The sequence below is a fragment of the Kribbella capetownensis genome (assembly GCF_004331485.1).
GTDB lineage: Bacteria > Actinomycetota > Actinomycetes > Propionibacteriales > Kribbellaceae > Kribbella > Kribbella capetownensis.
In genome coordinates, this window is sequence record NZ_SJKD01000007.1 from 51,829 (window position 1) to 70,599 (window position 18,771).

The following is an 18,771-nucleotide window of genomic DNA, read 5'->3' on the forward strand; positions in this document are numbered from 1 at the left end:
GGCTCAGGACACTAGGGGCGCCAGGGCATGTGCTGGAGGGTCCAGGTGTTGCCGTCGGGATCCTTGAACCAGGCGTAGAAGACGCCACCGAGATCTTCGGTCTCGCCGACGTCGACGCCGCGGCCGATCAACTCCTGGCGAGCGGCTTCGATGTCCTTCACGACCAGGTGCAGACCACGCAGGCTGCCCGGCTCCATGTCGATCATCGGCAACCCCTTCAACAGGGTGATCGAGCAGAACGACCCGGGCGGGGTCAACTGCACGACGCGGACGCCGTCCGCGGGTGACACATCGACGTCGACGTGGAACCCGGCCTGCTCGGAGTAGAACCGCTTCGCCCGGTCGATGTCGGTCACCGGCACCGGGATGAGTTCCAGCAGGAACGCACCCGGCTTCACCAGCGGCGCATGGGGATCGTCCGGGATCTCCGAGGCGTCCTTCGGGATCTCGGTCTGTGTCGGCGGCGGCACCGGGACCCCCGCCGGCGCATCGGAGATCCCGGGCTGCTCCGTCATGCGGACTTCTTCGCAGTCTTCTTGGCGGCCTTCTTCGCGGGCGCCTTCTTGGCCGCGGCGGCCTTCTTGGCCGGTGCCTTCTTGGCTGCGGCCGCCTTCTTCGCCGGAGCCTTCTTGGCCGGCTCCGCGTCCGCGGATCCGCCCGCGCGGCGAGCCTTGGCGGCCTCGACGGAGGCACGCAGGGCCGCGACCAGGTCGACGACCTCGGCGCCCTCGGTCTCCTCTTCCTCGGTCTCCGGCAGCGGCACGCCCGCCGCCTTCGCCTCGACCACCTTCTCCAGCGCCGACCGATACTCGTCGTGGTACTGGTCCGGGTCGAACTCACCCCGCAGCGTGTCGATGTACGACGACGCCATCGCCTTCTCCTGGGAGCGGATCTCCACGTCCTCGGGCGGAGCGGCGAAGGACGCGTCGCGGACCTCGTCCGGCCACAGCATCACTTGCAACACCATGATGTCGTCGACGGTCCGCAGCAGGCCCAGGCTCTCCCGCGACCGCAACGCCACCTTGACCAGCGCGTAGAGCTCGGAGCCCTCGAGTGCATCCCGGAGCAGCACGTACGGCTTGGCGCCCGGCCCGCCGTCGGCCTGCAGGTAGTAGGACTTGCCCAGGTACAGCGGGTCGACCTGGTCCGAGGGCACGAACTCGAGGACGTCGATGACCTTCTTGCTGGACAGCGGCAGGTCGGCGAAGTCGTCCGGCTCGAGCACCACCATCCGGCCGTCGGCCATCTCGTAGCCCTTGCCGATGTCGGAGTACGGCACTTCCTCGCCGTCGATCGAACAGACCCGCTTGTACTTGATCCGGCCCCCGTCGGCGACGTGCACCTGGCGGAACGAGATGTCCTTCTCCTCGGTCGCGGAGAACACCTTGATGGGGATCGTCACCATCCCGAACGAGATGGCACCCTTCCAGATCGCCTGCATCGCCATCAGCTCCCTGTCAGCTCGGGCCCGTCACGCCGCCGCGGGATCTCTCCGCGGCGAGCAGATCGGGGACCTCCTGTGTCGCATACCACAGCAGATCTTCACCCTCGCACGAATCGAGGGCGAAAAGTGCGTCGTCGTCGCCGTTCTGGGCGGCGTCCCACAGGTCGGCGGCCTTCCCGACCATCGCGCCCGCACCCGCGGCGTCCAGGTGCACGGCCGCGACCGTCGTCCACGGGATCACCACGTGCAGCTCCAGCCGGGCGTCCCCCAGCTCGACCGATCCGTCGGCCGGCGGTACGGCGCTCACCTCGGCCGCCACCACGACGCGGCGCCGGGCCGTGTCCGGGTCGGCCGCGAGCAGTCCGACCGAGGCCCGGGCAGCCTGCGCCATCGCGGCGTACTCGAGCTCCTCGGCGTCGCCCTCGGCGTACCACTCCCGCAGCGCCGGTGTGACGGCGTACGCGGTCAACGGCGCCGGGCCGAGCTCGCCGGCAGTGCATGCGATGCCCAGCAGCCGCAGTGTGGATGGGATGTAGACCCTCATGTACCCGCCTTCTTGGGAGCGCCGCGGGGTTTCTTCCGGCCCCGGGAAGCCCGGTTGTGGCTGCCCTTGGTGGTGTCGAGCAGCTCGTCCAGCGCATCCGTCACACATTGGGCGAAAACAGCGAGGTCGGGCATCGCGGTGCGGTCCGCGTTCAGCCCGAAGGAGACTTTCCCGTCGTACGACGTGACGCCGACGGACAACCCCTGACCGGGCATCAACGGCACCACCGGGTACGACGCGAGCATCGGCGCACCCTTGGCATACAGCGGGAACTGCGGCCCGGGCACGTTGGTGATCACCACGTCGTCGATCGGCCGGACCGTCGTGGTGGCGACCCTGGCGGCCAGCGCGTGCAGGGTGGTCGGGGCGAACCCGGCGATGCCGACCAGCGACCGAGCGCTGACCGCGCGGCCGGTGTCCTTGTGAACCTTGGTCTGGTACGAGATCTGGTGCAGCCGCATGACCGGGGAGTTCTCGCCGACCGGCAGGTTCACCGTCGAGGCGATCACCCGGGAGCCGAGCGAGGTCGGCTCGTCGTCCTCGTCGTCGCGGATGCTCACCGGCACCACCGCGCGCACGCTGCGGGTCGGTCCGACGCCCTCACCCCGCGTCATCATCCAGGCCCGGAACGCACCCGCGACGACTGCGAGTACGACGTCGTTGACCGTGCCGCCGTGCAGAGCGCGGACGGTCCGGTAGTCCTCCAGATCGGTCTGCACGGTCGTGAACCGGCGCTGACCTGATGTCTTCACGTGCAGTGAGCTCTCCTGCGCGTGCCGCTGCGCCGCCAGTGAGCCGACCACGTCGCCGAGCACCTCGCGAACGGAGGTGGAGCCGGTCAGGCTGGCCATCTCGGCCCGGGCCAGCTCCAGCACCGCGGTCGGGTGGCGTGTGGCGTCGGTGAACACGCCGGCCAGCAGCTCCAGTGCGGACGGCGGGTGGTCCGGCTGCCAGGTGTCGGTCGGTGTCTCCCGCGGATGCGCGGTCGCGTCCAGCACGACCTGGCCGATGTCGACCGTACTGTTGCCGTCGACAAGGGCCTGGTGGGACTTGGCGATGATCGCGAACCGGTCGCCCTGCAGACCCTCGACCAGGTACATCTCCCACAGCGGGCGGGCCCGGTCCAGCCGCCGGGACATGATCCGGGCGACCAGCTCAAGCAGCTGCGCGTGGGTGCCGGGCCGGGGCAGCGCGGAGCGGCGTACGTGGAAGGTGATGTCGAACTCTTCGTCGTCCACCCAGACCGGGCCGGCGAACCGGCCGGGCACCTGCTGCACCCGCTGCCGGTACCGCGGCACGAACGCGATCCGGTCCCGGATCAGCGCGACCAGGCTCTCGTAGTCGAACCCCTCACCGGAGTGCACCGGCGGCTCGAAGATGTCGACCGTCCCGACGTGCATCGGGGTGGCCGGCGACTCGGCCTTGAGGAAGGTGAGGTCCAGCGACGTCAGCCGATCCGGCATCCGATCACCTTCCTCTCGCAGTCGAAGCTTGTCTCGTCACCCTAGCGGCCGCATCCGACAGTGGGCTGCGACACTGGCTGTAGAGGGCGGCTGGGAATACTGCGCCGTAGCGAGCAGGTGCTCGGCGGAGTGCCTCGGTGTGCTGGAGGGACGGCCTCGATGCGGTGTTCATCGTGGCCTTTTCCTCCAGTGCAGCGACGTGCCCGCCGAGTGCCGCGCAGTAGGCGCAGTATTCCCAGCCGTCCTCTGTGGGAACACTGAGCTATTCGTGTTCGTCAGGCAAGAGGGCGTGTCCCGCGTCCTGAGAAACCGAACAGACCCCTTGAAAGGCCCCTAGACCCATGCGTTCGACGCTCACTCGCGGTACCGCCGCCGCCCTTCTCCCCACCCTCGGCATGCTGGTCCTGGCCGGCTGCGGCGGCGGTGACTCCGACAGCGGCGCGAGTCCGAGCACTCCGCCGAGCACCCCGGCCAGCACGCCGAGCGACCTGCCCACGATGACCGCGACCCCGGGCAAGCCGAACTCCTCCAGCCCGTCGAACACCGCGGACCCGTCCGGCGAGCAGGCCGACGTGACCATCAACGTCACCGTTGCCAACGGCAAGGTGAACCCGAGCGGCGCGACCGTCGAGGCGAAGGCCGGCCAGACCGTGCTGGTGACCGCGGTCAGCGACGCCGACGAAGAGCTGCACATCCACGGCTACGACAAGGAACTGGAGCTGACGCCCGGCAAGGCCGCCTCGGTCACGTTCACCGCGAACATGAAGGGCACCTTCGAGATCGAGACGCACAAGAGCGGCAAGCTGGTCGCCAAACTCGTCGTCTCGTGATCACTCTTCTTCTCCCGCTGCACGGGATCGGCGGCAGGCAGGACCTGCCGATCCCGTTCGGCCTCGCGGTCGGCGGGGCGGCGGTCGCGGTCGCCGTCTCGTTCGTCGTTCTCGCGCTGGCCTGGCGGAGCCCGAAGTACCGCGGTGACGCCTCCGGCAGGCGGTTGCCTGGCGCAATCACCCGGACGGTCGACGCCGGCTGGTTCCGTTGGCTGGTCCGGGTGGTCGGGCTGGCGACCTTCCTCTACGCGATGACGTCGCTGGTGTTCGGCGTGGACCGGCTGACCAACCCGATCTTCGGGTTCATCTACATCCTGGTCTGGGTCGGCCTGGTGCCGATCTCGATCGTGTTCGGCCCGGTCTGGCGGACGCTGAACCCGCTGCGGACCCTGCACCTCCTGCTCTGCAAGGCGTTGCGGCAGCCGCCCTCCAAGGGCCTGCTGGAGCTCTCGCCGAGGCTCGGACTCTGGCCGGCCGCGCTCGGGATCTTCGCCTTCACCTGGCTCGAGCTGGTCGCACCGGACCGGGCCACCATCCCGGTCCTGCAGACGTGGATGGCGCTGTACGTCGTGATCACGATGTTCGGGGCGATCCTGTTCGGCGACCGGTGGTTCTCGACCGCCGACCCGTTCGAGGTCTACACGACCCTGATGTCGCGCCTGTCGCCGTGGGGCCGTCGTACCGACGGTGCGCTGGTGGTCCGCCGCCCGCTGGAGAACCTGGACGGCCTCAAACCGCTGCCTGGCCTCGTCGGCATGGTCTCCGCTCTGCTCGGCTCCACGGCGTACGACGGGTTCTCGAACTCGTCGGCGTGGATCGGCTGGGCGCAGAACCAGGACGTGTCGATGACCGTGCTCGGCACCTGTGCGCTGATCGTGTTCATCCTGTTCGTCCTGGTGACGTACTCCGGTGCGACCCTGCTGGCCGGGCGCCTGTCGGACAGCTCCCGCACGTCACTGCCGCGTCGCTTCGCGCACTCGGTCATCCCAATCGCCCTCGGGTACGTCGTCGCGCATTACCTGACGCTGTTCATCCTGGAGGGGCAGCGGACGCTGATCTACCTGAGTGACCCGCTCAGCAACGGCGCCAACATCTTCGGAACCGGACTGCTTGCGGTGAACACCGGCATCACCAACCACAGCACCGCGATCGCCGTCATGCAGGTGCTTGCGGTGGTGGGCGGCCACCTGATGGGTGTCGTCTCGGCGCACGACCGCGCCGTCGCTCTGTTCCCGCGGAACAAGGCTCTGGCCGGTCAGATCCCGTTGCTGGTCGTGATGGTCGGCTACACCGCGGGTGGCTTGCTGCTCTTGTTCTCGTCCTGACGCGTGAGCGAACGGCTGGTGACCGCGAGCAGGATGAAGGCGAGCATGCCGAGGATCAGGTGGGAGTTGCCCGGGATCGACTGCCAGAAGGTCCAGTTGAGCTCACGGTCGTCACGGTAGGGCACCCACCAGATCGAGCGCAGTACGAACAGGCCGTACCAGAGCACGCCGGTGACCACCGCGGGGTTGAGACCCCAGACCCGGTTCACGCCGCGGATCAGGCTCACGCCGAGCGGGATGATCCACACCCAGTGGTGACTCCACGAGACCGGTGACGCGTACAGCACGGCCAGCGCCATCACGGAGATCGCGGTGACCCGCTCGTCGGCCAGCCAGTAGCGCCGGGACAGCCAGAGCACCAGCAGACCGAAGACAACCGAGAGCACGAACCACGTCGGCTGCACCCAGCTCGCGTCGTTGCCGAGCCGGTGCAGGAAGCCGTTGAACGACTGGTTACCGGTGTAGGCCAGACCGCCGACCCGGTTCGCGTCCAGGATGACGTCGGTCCAGTACCGCCAGGACTGGTGCGGCACGATCGCGAACCCGATCGCCATCGTGGCGAGCAGGCCGAACACGGCGTTGCGCAAGGCCCGCCACTGCTTGGTGACGATCAGCAGTGCGAGGAACGGCAGCGGCGTCAGCTTCACGCCGATCGTCACACCGAGCCAGAAGCCACGCAGCCGGGCGTCGGCCGGCCGGACCAGGTCCAGCAGGATCATTGCCGTTAGCAACAGGTTGATCTGGCCGAACTGCAAGGTCTGCCAGACCGGCTCGAGCAGCAGCGACAGCACCGTGAGCGCGGCCAGCACCGCGGTGCGCTTGCGCTGGGTGAAGAACGACCAGAACGTCTTGGTCAGGCTGGTCCGCCAGATCAAGGTGATGCACAGCACCGAGATGGTGGTCCAGACCACCAGCGCGACGCCCCACGGTACGGCGGCCAGCGGGACCATCGCGATCGCGGCGAACGGCGGGTAGGTGAACGGCAGCCCGGACCCGGCCAGCTCCGCGTCGTACAGGGCGTCGCCGTGCAGGAGCACCGAACCGCCCATCCGGTACACCTGGAGGTCGATCATGCCGTCGAACAGACCGGCGATCCACGCGCCGAGCGCGACCAGGGCCGCGCAGACCGCGATCACGATCAGGATCCGGCGCAGTGCGAGCGGGCGGGGAGAGGAGGTGGTGGTCGTCACGGTCACGTCAGGTCGGCTCCGAACAGGGATTCCAGGGCGCGGCGGGTCTCGTCGTACGAGGTGTGCAGCATGCCGGTCATACCGAGTGCCCGGGCGCCCTCGACGTTCAGCCCCAGGTCGTCCACGAACACGCACTCCTCCGGCTTCAGGTCGAGCCGGCGGGCGGCCAGCAGGAAGATCTCCGGGTCGGGTTTGCGCATCCCCACCTCTCCGGAGATGACGATGTCGTCGAACATCCCGTCCCAGGTGTCGCGCGGGTAGGTGTTGCCCCAGGAGTTCGACAGCAGTGCGGTGCGGATCCCGAGCGAGCGGGCCCGGCGGACCAGCGCGGACATCGCCGGCTGGTGCTCGAAGTGCGCGAACATCCGCTCGATCAGCCCTTCCGCGGGCACCGGCGTACCGTCGCGGCGGACGAGGATCGAGGCCAGCTTGCGCTCGAAGTCCGGTACGGCGATCTGTCCGCGCTCCAGCGCGTGGACCGGGTTCAGCTCGGCCTCCGCCGTGGCATCGGCCGGGTTCTCGGCGGGCAGCCAGGCCAGCACCGCCTGGAGGTAGGAATCGAAGTCGAACCCGTCGAGCTCGGCCCACCGGCGCAGCGCCTCCTCCAGCCCGGAGGTCAGCACCCCACCCCAATCCACCAGTAGCCCGCGCAGCTCGACCTTCCCGTCCGACATGCGCGCAAGCCTACTCAGCACATCGGCGGTCTCACGCTGCCGGTCCTGCCGGTCACTCGCCGTACACGCGTCGTCAGCTCAGTGGGTGTACTCGACCGTGACGTCGCCGGAGGAGGTCTTGGCGTCGATGGTGCGGGTGGCGGTCGTGTCGGCCGTGACGGTGGCGGACTCGTCGCCTGACGAGGTCTCGGTGTCTACCTTGTACGTCTCGGTGCCGGTGGGGACCCGGATCGTCACGTCACCCGAGCTCGCCTCCGAGTCCACCGACTGCGGCGCATTGGCGAACTCCAGCTCGGCGCTGCCGGAGCTGCTCTTCGTCGTCACCGACGTCGCGGTCAGGCCGTCCGCTTCCAGGTCGCCCGAGCTGGACTCGAGCCAGAGCGATCCGCCGACGTCGTGCACCTCGATGTCGCCGGAGCTGGACTTCAGGTTCGCCCCGCCTTCCAGCCCGGAGACCTTGATATCGCCGCTGGAGCTCTCCAGCGTCACCTTGAGGTCCTTCGGCACGGTGAGGATGTAGTGCGTCTCGCAGCCGAACGACAGCGGCCCGCAGCCGGTGTCGTGCAGCTCCAGCTTGCCGTCGTCGTACTGCTCCTTCGGGTCGGAACCGAACAGGTTCCGCTCGAACTGCCGATCGACCCGCACGTCGGAGACGTCGCCGACGCGGACCTCGACGTTCGTCGACTTGGCCTCGACCAGCAGCGAATCGCCCTGCACGGGGTAGCTGGCCTGGCTCGTCTTGGTGTCCTCGGTGAGCCCGGTCAGGGCCCAGTAGACCCCGCCCAGGATCAGCGCGACGGAGATGGCGATCCCGTACCGCCGCTCGGGACTCATCGTGCTCGTCGGCCGGCCTTGGACCTGGGACATGCTTCCCCCTCAGGGTGTGACACCTACCTGCTCACCCTGACACATCCCCGCACCGGTGTCGGTGGGGTTTTCCCCCGGATCGCCACCTACCCGACCCTGAGTCCGGAGCGCTGATGGGCCCGGCTCGGGAATCCCTCGGCGACGACGGCGGCGAGCTGCTGGAGTGCCTTGCGGAGCTTGCTCGACCGGGCCGCTTCGGCCAGGGTGCGGCCCGCGGCCATCGCCGCGTCGACGGCGTTCTGGTCGTTCGGCAGCAGGGCGGTGACCGGGACACCGGCGTACCGGTCGAGGGCCTCGGTGACCGCGTCCGCCGGGGAGCTGCCGAGCGAACCGGAGCGGATGCGGTTGACCACGACCTTGACGTCCGCCGACGGCACCACCGCCCGCAGCTCGTGGATCGCGCGGATCAGCCGGGTCAGTCCGACCGGGTCGGCGGCGCCGACGACGATCACCTCATCGGCCTCCTCGAGCGTCGCCAGGGTCGCGCCGTTGCGCCGCGGCGCCAGCGAATCGAAGGAGATCTCCTCATCGCTCTCGATGCAGAATCCGACGTCGACCACTGTGCACGGCGCGAGCATCCGCGCGGTCGACCAGATTGATTCGACCGCCGCAGGCCGTAGCTCCGTCCACCGGTCCGCTCGGCTGAGCCCGGTGAGCACGAGTAACCGCGGCTCCACCTGCCGCGCGTGCTTCGCCAGCATCGGCATGTCCAGGGCGCCGCTCGCCGCCGACCGTGCTGCAGCCGCGAGTCCGGACGTCTCATCGAGCATCCCGAGCTGCTGCGCGACGGTTCCGCCGTACGCATCGGCGTCGGCCAGCAGCGTTGGTACACCCTTTGCTGCGAGCTCGCTGGCCAGTCCGACTGCGACCGTCGTTCGTCCGGGAGCGCCGGTCGGGCCCCAGACTGCGATCATCCGGCCGCTGCCGTTGCTGTACTCAGGTGGTGGGTTGCCTGCCGTCTCCGGCGTCACCGGCACGAACCCGCCCGAGAAGTGCGAAGCCGTGACGGGCGGTCCGGCGTCCACAGCGTCGGTGACTGCGCGGCCGAGGTCCTCCGGGCTGACGTCGGCCGGGAGGATCCGCTCGATACCCATCCGGCTGAGCCGGTCCTCGGTGCCGAACGGTTCGCCGTTCTCCGACGGGTCCACGAGCGCGACGACGGCGATCCGGCGGGCGTGCAGCGCCGCCACCGCATCGGACGTGAGCCGCGGCAGATCGTCCGCGAGCAGCACCGCTCGCGCCTGCCCGCTCGCGGCTGCCGCCATCACATCCGCGATGTCGACACAGCGCCGTACGACGCGGATGCCTGGTGCGCGCTCGGCCCGGCGTACGACGTCTGCCTCCCACGGTGCCCCGGTCACCGCGAGCAGCACTGGGACCGACATCAGCTGCCCCGCCTGACCAGCACCGGCTCACCTGAGCTCATCGCGGTCAGAGCCGCCGGGAGTCGGCGCAGATCGTCCTGATCGAGGCCGACCAGAACCTGCCGCCGGGCCGAGCCACCGGCGACGCCCTTCACCGCATCGACCTGCAGCACGCGGACGTCGCTCCACATCAGCTTGGCCGCTTGGTCCTGAGCCTTCGGGACGACCCAGATGTCGACCTGGTCACCCCCTGCAGCATCCGATGGCAGCCGCCCGGTCGCCACCGACAATGGAAGCTCGGTGCGATTGCTCTCAGCCTCGGGTACCGCGGCTTCGCGTGGAACGAACTCGCCCGCATCAACGGGCCGCGCGACGACCAGACCCTTGAGGTCAGCGTCGGCGGCGACGTACTTGTTGGCGTCGTCGCTGCTGGTGAAGCGCACCCGCACCGTGGTGAGGTCGTCGCCGGTCAGCTTGGTGCCGGCCGGGAGGTCATGCTTGGCGGCCCAGATGGTGGTGGTGTCGTCGGCGGACGAGAGCAGCTTCGCGCCGGCCAGACCGGTGACAGCCACGAGCAGAACACCCAGAAGAAGTCGGCCGTCCTTCCAGCGGGCCCGTCGGTTGCGCTGGGCGGGCGCGGCCGGCGCTCCGAACCCACTCCGCACTGCTGTGTCGACCACGTCGGGCTCCCCAGTCACTCGATCTGTCTGCGCGGACATTCTGCCGTGTCCAGCGGCGCACCGTGCACAGTCATCCACAGGCAGTCACACACAGGCACACGCAGGCACAAGCTGGGGACAAACCCGGGTATCCGGGCGCCAACCATGGCAAACTGACGGAACCAGCCACGATGTGAAGGAGCAGGACGGATGCCGGGTCCGCGTTTCCTCCAGCTCGCCGACGTCGCCGAGGTGCTCAACATCTCCGCGAACCAGGTCTACGCGCTGGTGCGTCGCGGCGACATCCCGGCGGTCAAGATCGGCGGCCGCGGCCAGTGGCGGGTCGAGGCGAGCGAGCTGGAGAAGTACATCGAGCGGCTGTACACCGAGACCCGCGAGTTCATCGACGCCCACCCGTTCGGCGAGGAAGCCGAGCAGGCCGAGGACCTGCACTGAGTCAGCGGCGCCGCAGCGCGCGCAGGGCGGCGGTCGGGACCAATCTGACGTTGTAGACCTCACTCCGTCGCCGCGGCGCGTCAAGCGGATGCTCGGCGATCTCGACGAAGTCCGCGCCGACCCGATCGATCGTCCCGGTGACCGGGACGCCCCCGCAGAACAACGTGACCGGTGAGCGGTCGCGCGCGATCCCCCGCAGCAGGTGAGCCAGGCCCAGCTTCGCCGCCACTGCCCCGACCGCCGGCTCCGCCCACGGACCGAGCCGATGCACCGCGACCAGCGCGTCGACCGGGATCAGCCACTCCTCGGCCCGCTCCGCCTCGATCAGCAGGCAGTCCTTCCCCACCCGCGTGAGCATCCCCAGCACGGGCTCGGCGTCCGTCAACTCGACTCGTACGACGGTGTCCACGGCGCCGCGGAGGCGGTCGAGCACGGTGAACTTGGCGACCTCGGTCCGGATCCGGTCCGCGACCTCGCCGTACAGGTCTCCCTCCTGCAGCGCCTCGAACTGCGACTCCAGGTCCTGGAACAACGCGTCCCATCGCATCCCCCGAACCTACCGCAGCACTTGCCAACTGCCCTGATCCAAGACCTATAGTGACCTAACCAAAGCAAACTCAAGCAAACTCATAGATCACGAGGAAAGCGATGACACGGGGAGTGAAGGGCGCGTTCACGCTGACGGCGCTGGCCGGCGTCGGCCTGGGTCTGCGCTGGGCGACCGCGGGCTCGATCGGCGCGGCGAGCAGCCACGATCTCGACTCGATGGCGGTCCTCGCGGTCGGCACGGTCGCGTGGGTCGCCTACGGGTGGCTCGTGCTCGCGATGCTCGCGACGGTCCTCGAGCAGCTCCCTGGCGTCGCGGGAGCCGCCGCTTCCGCGATCGCCGGCCGGATCACCTCGACGACCGCCCGCACCCTCCTGCGGTCGGCGCTGGGCGTGGCTGCGGTCACTCCGCTGACGCTCACCACAGCCCACGCCGACCCGGTCGAGGGCACGGCGCGCCCCTGGACTCAGGTGGAGCCTCGCTCCACCGTCCAGCCCGAGGCCGAGTCGCCGGCGCGCGTCGGCGTACCAGACCGCCCTGCGGCTGGAGCGCCCACGCGCTACACGACAGTCCGTTCAGGCAGGCCGGTGCGAGTCGTCCGGCCTGGGGAATCGCTCTGGCGCATCGCTGCCGACGAGCTCGGCACCAGCGCGACGGACTCGGAGATCGCAGAGCGCTGGCCGGATTGGTACGGCGCGAACCGCCGGCTGATCGGCTCCGACCCCGACCTCATCCACCCCGGCCAGGTCCTTCACACGCCGCCTACCTCCCAGGAGAACTGACATGAACAACCTGTCGACGGTCAGCCGGCCGGACTCCATCGCCGAAACGCACTCGAACGTGCGGCGGCTGCGGTCCGTGCCGAACCCCGAGCACCAGCGGCCCACAGTCCGGCCCGGGCTGCCGGATGCGGTGGCGTGGGCGTCGCGCTTGGTGCAGGCGGTGTCGGAGGTGATCGCCGGCGATCGGCCGATCTCGCAGCTGGTGCGGTTCGCGGACGAGGAGGTGTTCGCGGAGCTGAACCGACGAGTGCGGCTCCTGGGGTTGACGACGACAGCCACGGGACGCGGTGCGCACGAGCGCAGTGTGATCCGGTCGATCCGGGTGTGTACGCCGGCTCATCGGGTGGCGGAGGTCGCGGCGCATGTGCGGCATGGCGACCGGTCGCGCGCCATCGCGCTGCGGATGGAGGTCCGCCGCAACCGGTGGGTCTGTACGGCGCTCGAGCTCGGCTGACTGAGAGGGCGTCTGAGGACTCTGCGCCGTCGCGAGGAGGTGCTCGGTGCGGTGCATCGGCGTGCGGGGGCGAAGGTCTCGATGCGGAGCATCGTGGCCTTTGCACCCGTGCGGCGAGGTGCCGTGCCGAGTGCCCCGCAGTAGGCGCAGGGTTCTCAGACGCCCTCTGAGCGGTCAGGCGAACTCTGGTGGGAGTTCAGACGTCTCACGGAGCGCAATCGGATCGTGCTGCTGCCGTCACGTGGCTGCCGCAGGCACGGCGTACGTTCACCGGATCGGTCGAGCGATCGGTCTTCGTCGTTCGGGGGAACGAATGTGTGACACGACTCTCAGCAGGACGCTGGATTCTCTTCCTTCACAGGCCCACTCGGCAGACCCGGACTCCAGTGGGGTGACTCCGGGTGTGCCCTGGCGGATCGAGTTGGCGGAGCTCAGCGACGCCGAGCGGGCGCGGGTGCTGCCCGCGCTGCGGCGGCAACGATGGGCCGAGCGGATCCCGGTGCTGTATCCGGTGGCGGTGCGCTACCACCGGCTGCTGCGGCGGATCGAGTGGCTGCGGTCCAGGACGCCGTACGCGCGGACGCGGCAGGTGGACGACCTGCCGGTGCGAGTGAAGCGGCACAAGTCGCTGCTGTTGCGGGAGCTCGGTGAGACCGAGATGTGGATGCAGCACAACAAGGTGACGAACCTGAAGCTCGCCTGTGCTCGGGTGGACGGGCTGCTGATCCGGCCGGGTGAGACGTTCTCGTTCAACAAGCTGGTGGGGAACGCGACGCGCCGCAAGGGTTACGTGAAGGGCATGCGGTTGTCGAACGGGCAGGCGCGTCCCGGCGTCGGCGGCGGGATCTGCCAGCTCGCGAACCTGCTGCACTGGATGGTGCTGCACTCGCCGTTGACGGTCACGCAGCGGTCGACGCACAGCTTCGACCCGTTCCCGGACAACGGCCGGGTGCTGCCGTGGGGCGTGGGGTGCAGCATCGTCTACAACTACGTGGATCTGCAGTTCCGCAACGACACCGACCGTACGTTCCAGCTGCGCGTCGGCGTCGGCGACCGATACCTCGAAGGCGACATCCTCGCCGACGCACCGACCGCTGCGTCGTACCGGGTGTTCGCCCGCGGCGAGCGCTTCCTGCGGGTCGGCGCGGACTACTTCCGCCGCAACGAGATCTGGCGCACGGTCATCGATCGCCGCACCGGCACGACCCTCCGTGAGGAGCGTCTGCGCGAGAACGTTGCCCTGGTCAAATATGTCCCGACGGGCGGGCAAGCCCTGGACGTCGTACCTCTGGGTGACACCCGGGCGGTTCAGGTTCGGGATCCCACCGGCCGGGTAGTTGCGGACCCCAACTGGAACACGCCCGACTGAAAACTGTCGGCGGGGCGTTGGAGACTGGTGGGGTGAGTCAGGTTGGTGAGCCGTACCGGGAGCGTCCTGCGCTGCTGCCCGGGGCTGCCTTGTGGACCCGGACGGCTGAGGGTGGCGAGTACCGGATCCTGCCCGACGGCTGCATGGACCTGTTGTTCATGGATGACGACCTGGTCGTATCCGGGCCGGACAGCCGCGCGTACACCGGCATCGCGGACGCCGGGACGAGGTACGCCGGGATCCGGTTCTCGCCCGGAGCCGCGCCGGACTACTTCGGCGTACCCGCACGGGAGCTGCTGAACGAGCGGGTCCCACTGCGTGAGCTGTGGTCGCCTGCCCGGAGCCGGCGTCTGCTGGACCAGGTGCGGTCGGCCCCCGTGCCCGCACTCGCACTGGACCAAGCCGTCGCGAGTCTGGCGGAGGAGCCACCGGACCGACTGATCACGCACGTACTGCGGAGCGTCCGCTCCGGAATGCTGCGCGGTGGAGCCGGCGTGATCAGCCTCGCGAGCAGCGTCGGGCTGAGCGAGCGGCAGCTGCACAGGCGCTGCCTGAACGCGTTCGGCTACGGGCCGAAGATGCTCGACCGGGTCCTGCGCATGAACGTCGCGCTCGACCACGCCCGCACCGGTGCCGCCCTCGCCGACGTCGCCGCCCTGCACGGGTACTCCGACCAGGCTCACCTCAGCCGCGACGTGAAGGCACTGACCGGCCTTCCGCCCGGGACTCTCCTGCTGCGCTGATTCCGGGTGTGCTCATCCTGCTGCGCTGAGGCGGATCGCGTGTCAGCATTGCTGTTCATGACCGCTGAGGCCGATGTCAGAACGACGACATTGCGGCACAACCCCTTGAACGCGGTGACGGCGACGGTCGAGCGCCTCACCTATCCCGACGGCAGCACCGCGATCCGCAAGCAACTGCGGAAACCGGTCCAGTCGACCGGCCCCTGGGCCGCGTCCACCGATCAGCGGCACTGGAACTACTGGCGCCGCGAGCTCGAGGTGTACGCCGACGACGAACTCCGCAAGCAGGTCGCCGACGCCGGCCTGGTGCTGCCGGCCGCGCAGCTCGCCGAGCACGACGACCACGCCGTGCTGATGCTCGAGGACATCGGCGGCACGCCGGGGACCCAGTTCAGCCTGGCCGAGCATGCCGCGTTGGCAAGGGCGTGCGGGCGGTGGCAGGCGCGACCCGCCGCGCAGCGACAGTGGACCTCGACCGGCTTTCTGCGCGACTACTCGACCAGCCGAGACGTGCCGTGGCACTTGGCCGATGACGACGCGGCCTGGCAGCAGCCGTTGATCGCCGAGACGTGGCCGCCCGGACTGCGGTCGGCGTGGCTGCACCTGCTCGCCCACCGCGACGATCTGCTCGACCTGGTCGCGAGCCTGCCGCGGGCGCGTTGTCACCTCGACCTGTGGGTGTGCAACGTGATCCAACGGCCGACCGGCGAGATCGCCTTGCTGGACTGGGCGTTCACCGGCGACGGCGCCCTCGGCGAGGACATCGGCAATCACATCCCGGACGCGGTCTTCGACCTGTTCTGGCCGGCCGAGCAGATGCACGAACTGGCCGAGACCTGCATCGGCAACTATCTCGACGGCCTGCACGAGGCCGGCTGGCGAGGGGACCCCGATCAGGTCCGCCTCGCCGTGATGGCCTCGGGCGTCAAGTACGCCTGGTTCCTCCCCGGCCTGCTGGGCCGCGCTTCCGCGGAGTCCCACAGCGCCTACCACCAGCAGGCCGACAGCCGGCACCTCTACCACCAGCGTGGTCAGGCTCTCGCCTTCGTCGCCGACTGGTGTGCCGAGGCGCTCACCCGAGGACGACGGTGAAGCCGCCGGGCTGCACCGAGACCTGCGACGGCTTGCCCTGCGAGTGCAGTCTGCCCTTCGACGTGTACGAGTAGGCGATTCTGCCCGTCGCACTGACCTTGCGGGGATGCGAGTCGACGCTGGTCAGCAAGGTGGCGGTGCCCAGCCGGAGTGTGCTGATGCTGGGGATGAGGAGGAGTGCGTCCACCTGGGCCGGTCCGGTGGCCGAGGCGGCGAGCTGGGTCGCGTTCGGCGGGAGTGCCGTGGGCAACGTGATCGGCAGCAGAGCGCCCGGGGCAGCGGAGATGCCTTGTGGGCCACCCGCCCCGTGGTCGATGGTGCCGACCCGCCGGGAGCCACTGGTCCAGGTGGTGTTACCCGCGTCCGGGGTGTCGACGAGGTTCACGATCGGCAGCACCAGGCGCGGCTGAGGCGACGACGGCAGGGTCCACTGCGCCGACGTACCTGCAGTCAGTGAGAGGTAGGAGCCGTTGCTCCACTGGGATTCACCGGTCCAGGCAGAGGGTGGGGTGACCACCTCACCACCGGTGGCGGCCTCGGCTTCGACGACCTTCAGTCCGTCGTACGTCGGGGTTGCGCTGCCCAACTGCTGTGCGAGGTGAGCGACGGCTGGAGATGCGTCCAGGGCGAGCATCGAGAGCTGACCATGGATGGTGGATTCGGCTCCCGAGTTGAAGTTGACCACGCCGTCGCCGGACACACCGTCGTACGTGCGGCCGGTGGTCGCGTCGTACATCGGGGTGCCGGCGCGGTTGGCGCCGAAGTACCAGGCAGCGACGAAGGAGGCGACCTGCCGTAGCCCGGGGAGACCGACCGCGAGCAGGCCTTGCAGCCTGGCGTCGACGCCGTACGCGATCTGCGTACGGTCGATCGGCGCGGGGAGCCAGCCGTTGTCCGGACCTCCGGCGGTGACGAGCAGCGGCGTGAAGCCGGCGGTGTCGCCGATCGCCGGGTCGAGCAGACGGCGCGAGTCGAGCGCCGACGAGGCGGCCGCGAGTGCGGAGGGCATCTGTGCACCCCACGCGTGCCAGTCGGAGATCGACTCGCCCCACGGCATCAGCGCGCGGAACGGCCACTTCGTGGTCGACCCAGCGCTCATCGCCGCAACACCCTCGGCGAACTGCGTCAGCGCACGACGTGCCCGCGACGACCCGCCGGCCCGGACGTACGCCGACAACCCCAGAACCGCCTCGGACGTCGCGTCGGCGCCGTTCACGATCAGCCAGGCGGGGAGACGACGACCGTCGACGATGTTCCACTGGCCGTAGCGCACCAGCACCTGCCGCTCCAACGCGGCGATCGCCAACTCGAGCCGGTCCTTCAGGAAGCCGGCGAAGCCACGGTCCAGTCGGCGGAAGACGGCGTACCCCTCCCCTAGTGCCCACACCATCCGGGCCAGCCAGTACGACGGGCCGGAGTCGGACGGGTCAGGGAGCTCGACCGGATCGGCGCTGGGGTTCAGCGTGCCGTCCGGCTGCATCCACAGAACGACGTTCCCGTTCGTGGACTGGAGATAGGTGAGGCCTCGAAGGAGGTCGCGGGCAGCAGTCCGGGAGGTGGTGTCACCGAACTGCTGGTAGTGCCGCAGGTAGACGACTGTGGCCCGGGCGATGTCGTCCGTGTTGTACGCGCCCTGTCCGTAGGTGTTGGTGGCGGCGTCGTACGCGCCGCCACCGATGCGCTTGTACGAGCCGTCGGACTGACGGTCCGCATAGGTCCACAGCACACCGATCGGGCCGGACCCGAAGGTGCTGTGGCCGGCAGCGGCCGGCGGTGTCACCGACGTACGGAGGAAGTTGAGATGCGCGAGGTTGCTCAGCTTGTTGCTGGAAGCAACAGCCGGCAGCGTGACGGTGGAAGCGGCGGTCAGAGCGAGTGCTCCGCCGAGGACGGTTCGGCGGGTCGGGTTCATGGCAGGCGATCCAGCCGGGCGACCCCGATGGCCGCGTCGGCCATCCCGTAGAAGACGTACCGCACTCCGTCCACCTCCTCGATGGCGGTCGGGAACACCACGTTCCCGACCGTTCCGACCTTCTCCTCCTCGGTCTCCGGAACCAGGATCGGTTCCTCGGTCCGGGCGATCACCTTGGTCACGTCGTTCGGGTCGAGCAGCAGCGCACCGGCCGCGTAGCAGACCTTCTGCGTCGTCGGGTCGAAGCCCTCCGGCTGCTCGCCGGTGACGCCGTGGTGGATCACCAGCCAGCCCTCGGGGACGCGCAGCGGCGCCGGCCCGGCCCCGATCTTGAGCTCTTCGAACGGGTACTCCGACATCGCGAGCAGCCGGTGCTGACGCAGGTACACAAGGTTCCGGACGTCCTCCTGCACTGCCGAGACAGGCACGAACGACACCCAGATCCCCGGCCGGTCGTCGGTCACCCCGGCCGGCAGATGCACGCCCTCGCCCTCGCGGAACCAGCCCAGGTCCCACATCGGCCGGTGCAGCATCGCGTACGACGGTTCGCCGTCCGGGCCGGCTACGGGCTCGGGGAAGAACACCGTGTCTTTGTTCGGGAACAGGTTCAGGTCGGTGTCCAGATCGGGCTGGTACTCGAAGTGCAGCGGACCGAGCCGCCGCCACTCCCGCAGATCCGACGACACCGCCAGGGCCGGCTTCGGGCCGAGCGGACCATAGGCGACGTACGTCATCACGTGCAGACCCAACGACGGGACGAAGGTCACCCGCGGGTCCTCGACGCCGGCGTTGTTCAGCCCGCGCTCCCAGCCCTCGTCCGGCGCGAGCACGACACCTTCGCGCTCGACACCGGCCGGTACTCCGTCCTTGACCTCGACCCTGGCCAGGCCGACGCGGGATACGTTGCCCGTAGCAACCAGTCGCGGCAGCAGGTACAGCTGCCCGTCCGGTGTATGGCCGGTGGCGGGGTTCAGGACGCCCTCGGCCTCCAGCTCGTTGCCCGGATCGGCCGTCATCAAGACGCCGACCCGAGTGAGCGTGTAAGGAACAGTCACC

20 protein-coding genes are annotated in these 18,771 nt (G+C 69.3%); 8 read left to right on the plus strand and 12 right to left on the minus strand.

Annotated features, from left to right (window positions below):
* Positions 1 to 11: 11 nt before the first annotated feature.
* Genes E0H75_RS28245 through E0H75_RS28260 form a run of 4 tightly spaced genes read right to left on the minus strand, consistent with a single transcriptional unit; the run spans position 12 to position 3,451 of the window.
* Complete coding sequence (locus E0H75_RS28245; protein ID WP_131516714.1) at positions 12 to 515, minus strand: VOC family protein; 504 nt, start codon at positions 513 to 515, stop codon at positions 12 to 14.
* Positions 512 to 1,441 (minus strand): non-homologous end joining protein Ku, encoded by a 930-nt coding sequence (gene ku, locus E0H75_RS28250; RefSeq protein WP_131517157.1) that lies wholly within the window; start codon positions 1,439 to 1,441, stop codon positions 512 to 514. Before ku ends, E0H75_RS28245 begins: the two co-directional genes overlap by 4 nt.
* Positions 1,442 to 1,457: 16 nt before the next feature.
* Entirely contained in the window at positions 1,458 to 1,988 is a 531-nt protein-coding gene (locus tag E0H75_RS28255; RefSeq protein WP_131516715.1) for a DUF6912 family protein, read from the minus strand.
* Entirely contained in the window at positions 1,985 to 3,451 is a 1,467-nt protein-coding gene (locus tag E0H75_RS28260; protein WP_131516716.1) for a WS/DGAT/MGAT family O-acyltransferase, read from the minus strand. Before E0H75_RS28260 ends, E0H75_RS28255 begins: the two co-directional genes overlap by 4 nt.
* 341 nt (positions 3,452 to 3,792) lie before the next feature.
* Between E0H75_RS28260 and E0H75_RS28265 the strand changes: the two genes are divergently transcribed.
* Both E0H75_RS28265 and E0H75_RS28270 read left to right on the plus strand, forming a co-directional pair.
* Positions 3,793 to 4,281 carry a cupredoxin domain-containing protein gene (locus E0H75_RS28265; protein ID WP_131516717.1) on the plus strand — a complete coding sequence of 163 codons (489 nt, stop codon included), beginning with the start codon at positions 3,793 to 3,795 and terminating at the stop codon, positions 4,279 to 4,281.
* Positions 4,278 to 5,606 carry a hypothetical protein gene (locus tag E0H75_RS28270; RefSeq protein WP_131516718.1) on the plus strand — a complete coding sequence of 443 codons (1,329 nt, stop codon included), beginning with the start codon at positions 4,278 to 4,280 and terminating at the stop codon, positions 5,604 to 5,606. Before E0H75_RS28265 ends, E0H75_RS28270 begins: the two co-directional genes overlap by 4 nt.
* Here E0H75_RS28270 and E0H75_RS28275 read toward each other — a convergent pair.
* The 5 genes from E0H75_RS28275 to E0H75_RS28295 all read right to left on the minus strand — a co-directional run bounded on the left by E0H75_RS28275 (position 5,567) and on the right by E0H75_RS28295 (position 10,381).
* Positions 5,567 to 6,802, minus strand: a complete 1,236-nt coding sequence (locus tag E0H75_RS28275) for a glycosyltransferase 87 family protein (RefSeq protein WP_131516719.1) — start codon at positions 6,800 to 6,802, stop codon at positions 5,567 to 5,569. The two genes, E0H75_RS28270 and E0H75_RS28275, sit on opposite strands and share 40 nt — an antisense overlap.
* Positions 6,799 to 7,470 carry an HAD family hydrolase gene (locus E0H75_RS28280; RefSeq protein WP_131516720.1) on the minus strand — a complete coding sequence of 224 codons (672 nt, stop codon included), beginning with the start codon at positions 7,468 to 7,470 and terminating at the stop codon, positions 6,799 to 6,801. The genes E0H75_RS28275 and E0H75_RS28280 overlap by 4 nt, the downstream gene beginning before the upstream one ends.
* Positions 7,471 to 7,548: 78 nt before the next feature.
* Complete coding sequence (locus tag E0H75_RS28285) at positions 7,549 to 8,337, minus strand: DUF4097 family beta strand repeat-containing protein (RefSeq protein ID WP_131516721.1); 789 nt, start codon at positions 8,335 to 8,337, stop codon at positions 7,549 to 7,551.
* Between the two features lie 86 nt (positions 8,338 to 8,423).
* The gene (locus tag E0H75_RS28290; RefSeq protein WP_131516722.1) at positions 8,424 to 9,722 is read right to left on the minus strand and encodes a CpaE/TadZ family protein; all 1,299 of its coding nucleotides are present in this window, start codon (positions 9,720 to 9,722) and stop codon (positions 8,424 to 8,426) included.
* Positions 9,722 to 10,381, minus strand: coding sequence for an SAF domain-containing protein (locus E0H75_RS28295; RefSeq protein WP_131516723.1), 660 nt, complete (start codon positions 10,379 to 10,381; stop codon positions 9,722 to 9,724). The genes E0H75_RS28290 and E0H75_RS28295 overlap by 1 nt, the downstream gene beginning before the upstream one ends.
* Positions 10,382 to 10,570: 189 nt before the next feature.
* Here E0H75_RS28295 and E0H75_RS28300 point away from each other — a divergent pair, with 189 nt between their 5' ends.
* The gene (locus E0H75_RS28300) at positions 10,571 to 10,816 is read left to right on the plus strand and encodes a helix-turn-helix domain-containing protein (protein ID WP_131516724.1); all 246 of its coding nucleotides are present in this window, start codon (positions 10,571 to 10,573) and stop codon (positions 10,814 to 10,816) included.
* A gap of 1 nt (position 10,817) precedes the next feature.
* Here the strand turns inward: E0H75_RS28300 and E0H75_RS28305 are convergent, their stop codons facing one another.
* A complete protein-coding gene (locus E0H75_RS28305) occupies positions 10,818 to 11,363 on the minus strand; it encodes a hypothetical protein (RefSeq protein WP_131516725.1) in 546 nt (181 codons plus the stop codon).
* 101 nt (positions 11,364 to 11,464) lie between these two features.
* Here E0H75_RS28305 and E0H75_RS28310 point away from each other — a divergent pair, with 101 nt between their 5' ends.
* The 5 genes from E0H75_RS28310 (at position 11,465) to E0H75_RS28335 (ending at position 15,803) form a co-directional block, all read left to right on the plus strand.
* Positions 11,465 to 12,145 carry a LysM peptidoglycan-binding domain-containing protein gene (locus tag E0H75_RS28310; protein WP_131516726.1) on the plus strand — a complete coding sequence of 227 codons (681 nt, stop codon included), beginning with the start codon at positions 11,465 to 11,467 and terminating at the stop codon, positions 12,143 to 12,145.
* A 1-nt stretch (position 12,146) separates the two neighbouring features.
* Entirely contained in the window at positions 12,147 to 12,599 is a 453-nt protein-coding gene (locus E0H75_RS28315) for an Rv3235 family protein (RefSeq protein ID WP_131516727.1), read from the plus strand.
* Between the two features lie 403 nt (positions 12,600 to 13,002).
* Positions 13,003 to 13,968, plus strand: a complete 966-nt coding sequence (locus E0H75_RS28325; RefSeq protein WP_238163327.1) for a VanW family protein — start codon at positions 13,003 to 13,005, stop codon at positions 13,966 to 13,968.
* A 32-nt stretch (positions 13,969 to 14,000) separates the two neighbouring features.
* On the plus strand, positions 14,001 to 14,711 hold the full coding sequence (locus E0H75_RS28330; protein WP_238163328.1) for a helix-turn-helix domain-containing protein: 711 nt from the start codon (positions 14,001 to 14,003) through the stop codon (positions 14,709 to 14,711).
* A gap of 57 nt (positions 14,712 to 14,768) precedes the next feature.
* Positions 14,769 to 15,803, plus strand: coding sequence for an aminoglycoside phosphotransferase/kinase family protein (locus E0H75_RS28335; RefSeq protein WP_131516730.1), 1,035 nt, complete (start codon positions 14,769 to 14,771; stop codon positions 15,801 to 15,803).
* Here E0H75_RS28335 and E0H75_RS28340 read toward each other — a convergent pair.
* Positions 15,784 to 17,715: a hypothetical protein gene (locus E0H75_RS28340; RefSeq protein WP_131516731.1), complete on the minus strand. Its 1,932-nt coding sequence runs from the start codon at positions 17,713 to 17,715 to the stop codon at positions 15,784 to 15,786. The genes E0H75_RS28335 and E0H75_RS28340 overlap by 20 nt on opposite strands.
* On the minus strand, positions 17,712 to 18,770 hold the full coding sequence (locus E0H75_RS28345) for a glycoside hydrolase family 130 protein (RefSeq protein ID WP_238163329.1): 1,059 nt from the start codon (positions 18,768 to 18,770) through the stop codon (positions 17,712 to 17,714). The genes E0H75_RS28340 and E0H75_RS28345 overlap by 4 nt, the downstream gene beginning before the upstream one ends.
* Position 18,771: the final 1 nt, after the last annotated feature.

Coding starts and splice junctions, on each gene's coding strand:
- E0H75_RS28245 (WP_131516714.1), bottom strand. CDS start 515: ATGACGGAGCAGCCCGGGATCTCCGATGCGCCGGCGGGGGTCCCGGTG.
- ku (WP_131517157.1), bottom strand. CDS start 1,441: ATGCAGGCGATCTGGAAGGGTGCCATCTCGTTCGGGATGGTGACGATC.
- E0H75_RS28255 (WP_131516715.1), bottom strand. CDS start 1,988: ATGAGGGTCTACATCCCATCCACACTGCGGCTGCTGGGCATCGCATGC.
- E0H75_RS28260 (WP_131516716.1), bottom strand. CDS start 3,451: ATGCCGGATCGGCTGACGTCGCTGGACCTCACCTTCCTCAAGGCCGAG.
- E0H75_RS28265 (WP_131516717.1), top strand. CDS start 3,793: ATGCGTTCGACGCTCACTCGCGGTACCGCCGCCGCCCTTCTCCCCACC.
- E0H75_RS28280 (WP_131516720.1), bottom strand. CDS start 7,470: ATGTCGGACGGGAAGGTCGAGCTGCGCGGGCTACTGGTGGATTGGGGT.
- E0H75_RS28285 (WP_131516721.1), bottom strand. CDS start 8,337: ATGTCCCAGGTCCAAGGCCGGCCGACGAGCACGATGAGTCCCGAGCGG.
- E0H75_RS28290 (WP_131516722.1), bottom strand. CDS start 9,722: ATGTCGGTCCCAGTGCTGCTCGCGGTGACCGGGGCACCGTGGGAGGCA.
- E0H75_RS28300 (WP_131516724.1), top strand. CDS start 10,571: ATGCCGGGTCCGCGTTTCCTCCAGCTCGCCGACGTCGCCGAGGTGCTC.
- E0H75_RS28305 (WP_131516725.1), bottom strand. CDS start 11,363: ATGCGATGGGACGCGTTGTTCCAGGACCTGGAGTCGCAGTTCGAGGCG.
- E0H75_RS28310 (WP_131516726.1), top strand. CDS start 11,465: ATGACACGGGGAGTGAAGGGCGCGTTCACGCTGACGGCGCTGGCCGGC.
- E0H75_RS28315 (WP_131516727.1), top strand. CDS start 12,147: ATGAACAACCTGTCGACGGTCAGCCGGCCGGACTCCATCGCCGAAACG.
- E0H75_RS28335 (WP_131516730.1), top strand. CDS start 14,769: ATGACCGCTGAGGCCGATGTCAGAACGACGACATTGCGGCACAACCCC.
- E0H75_RS28340 (WP_131516731.1), bottom strand. CDS start 17,715: ATGAACCCGACCCGCCGAACCGTCCTCGGCGGAGCACTCGCTCTGACC.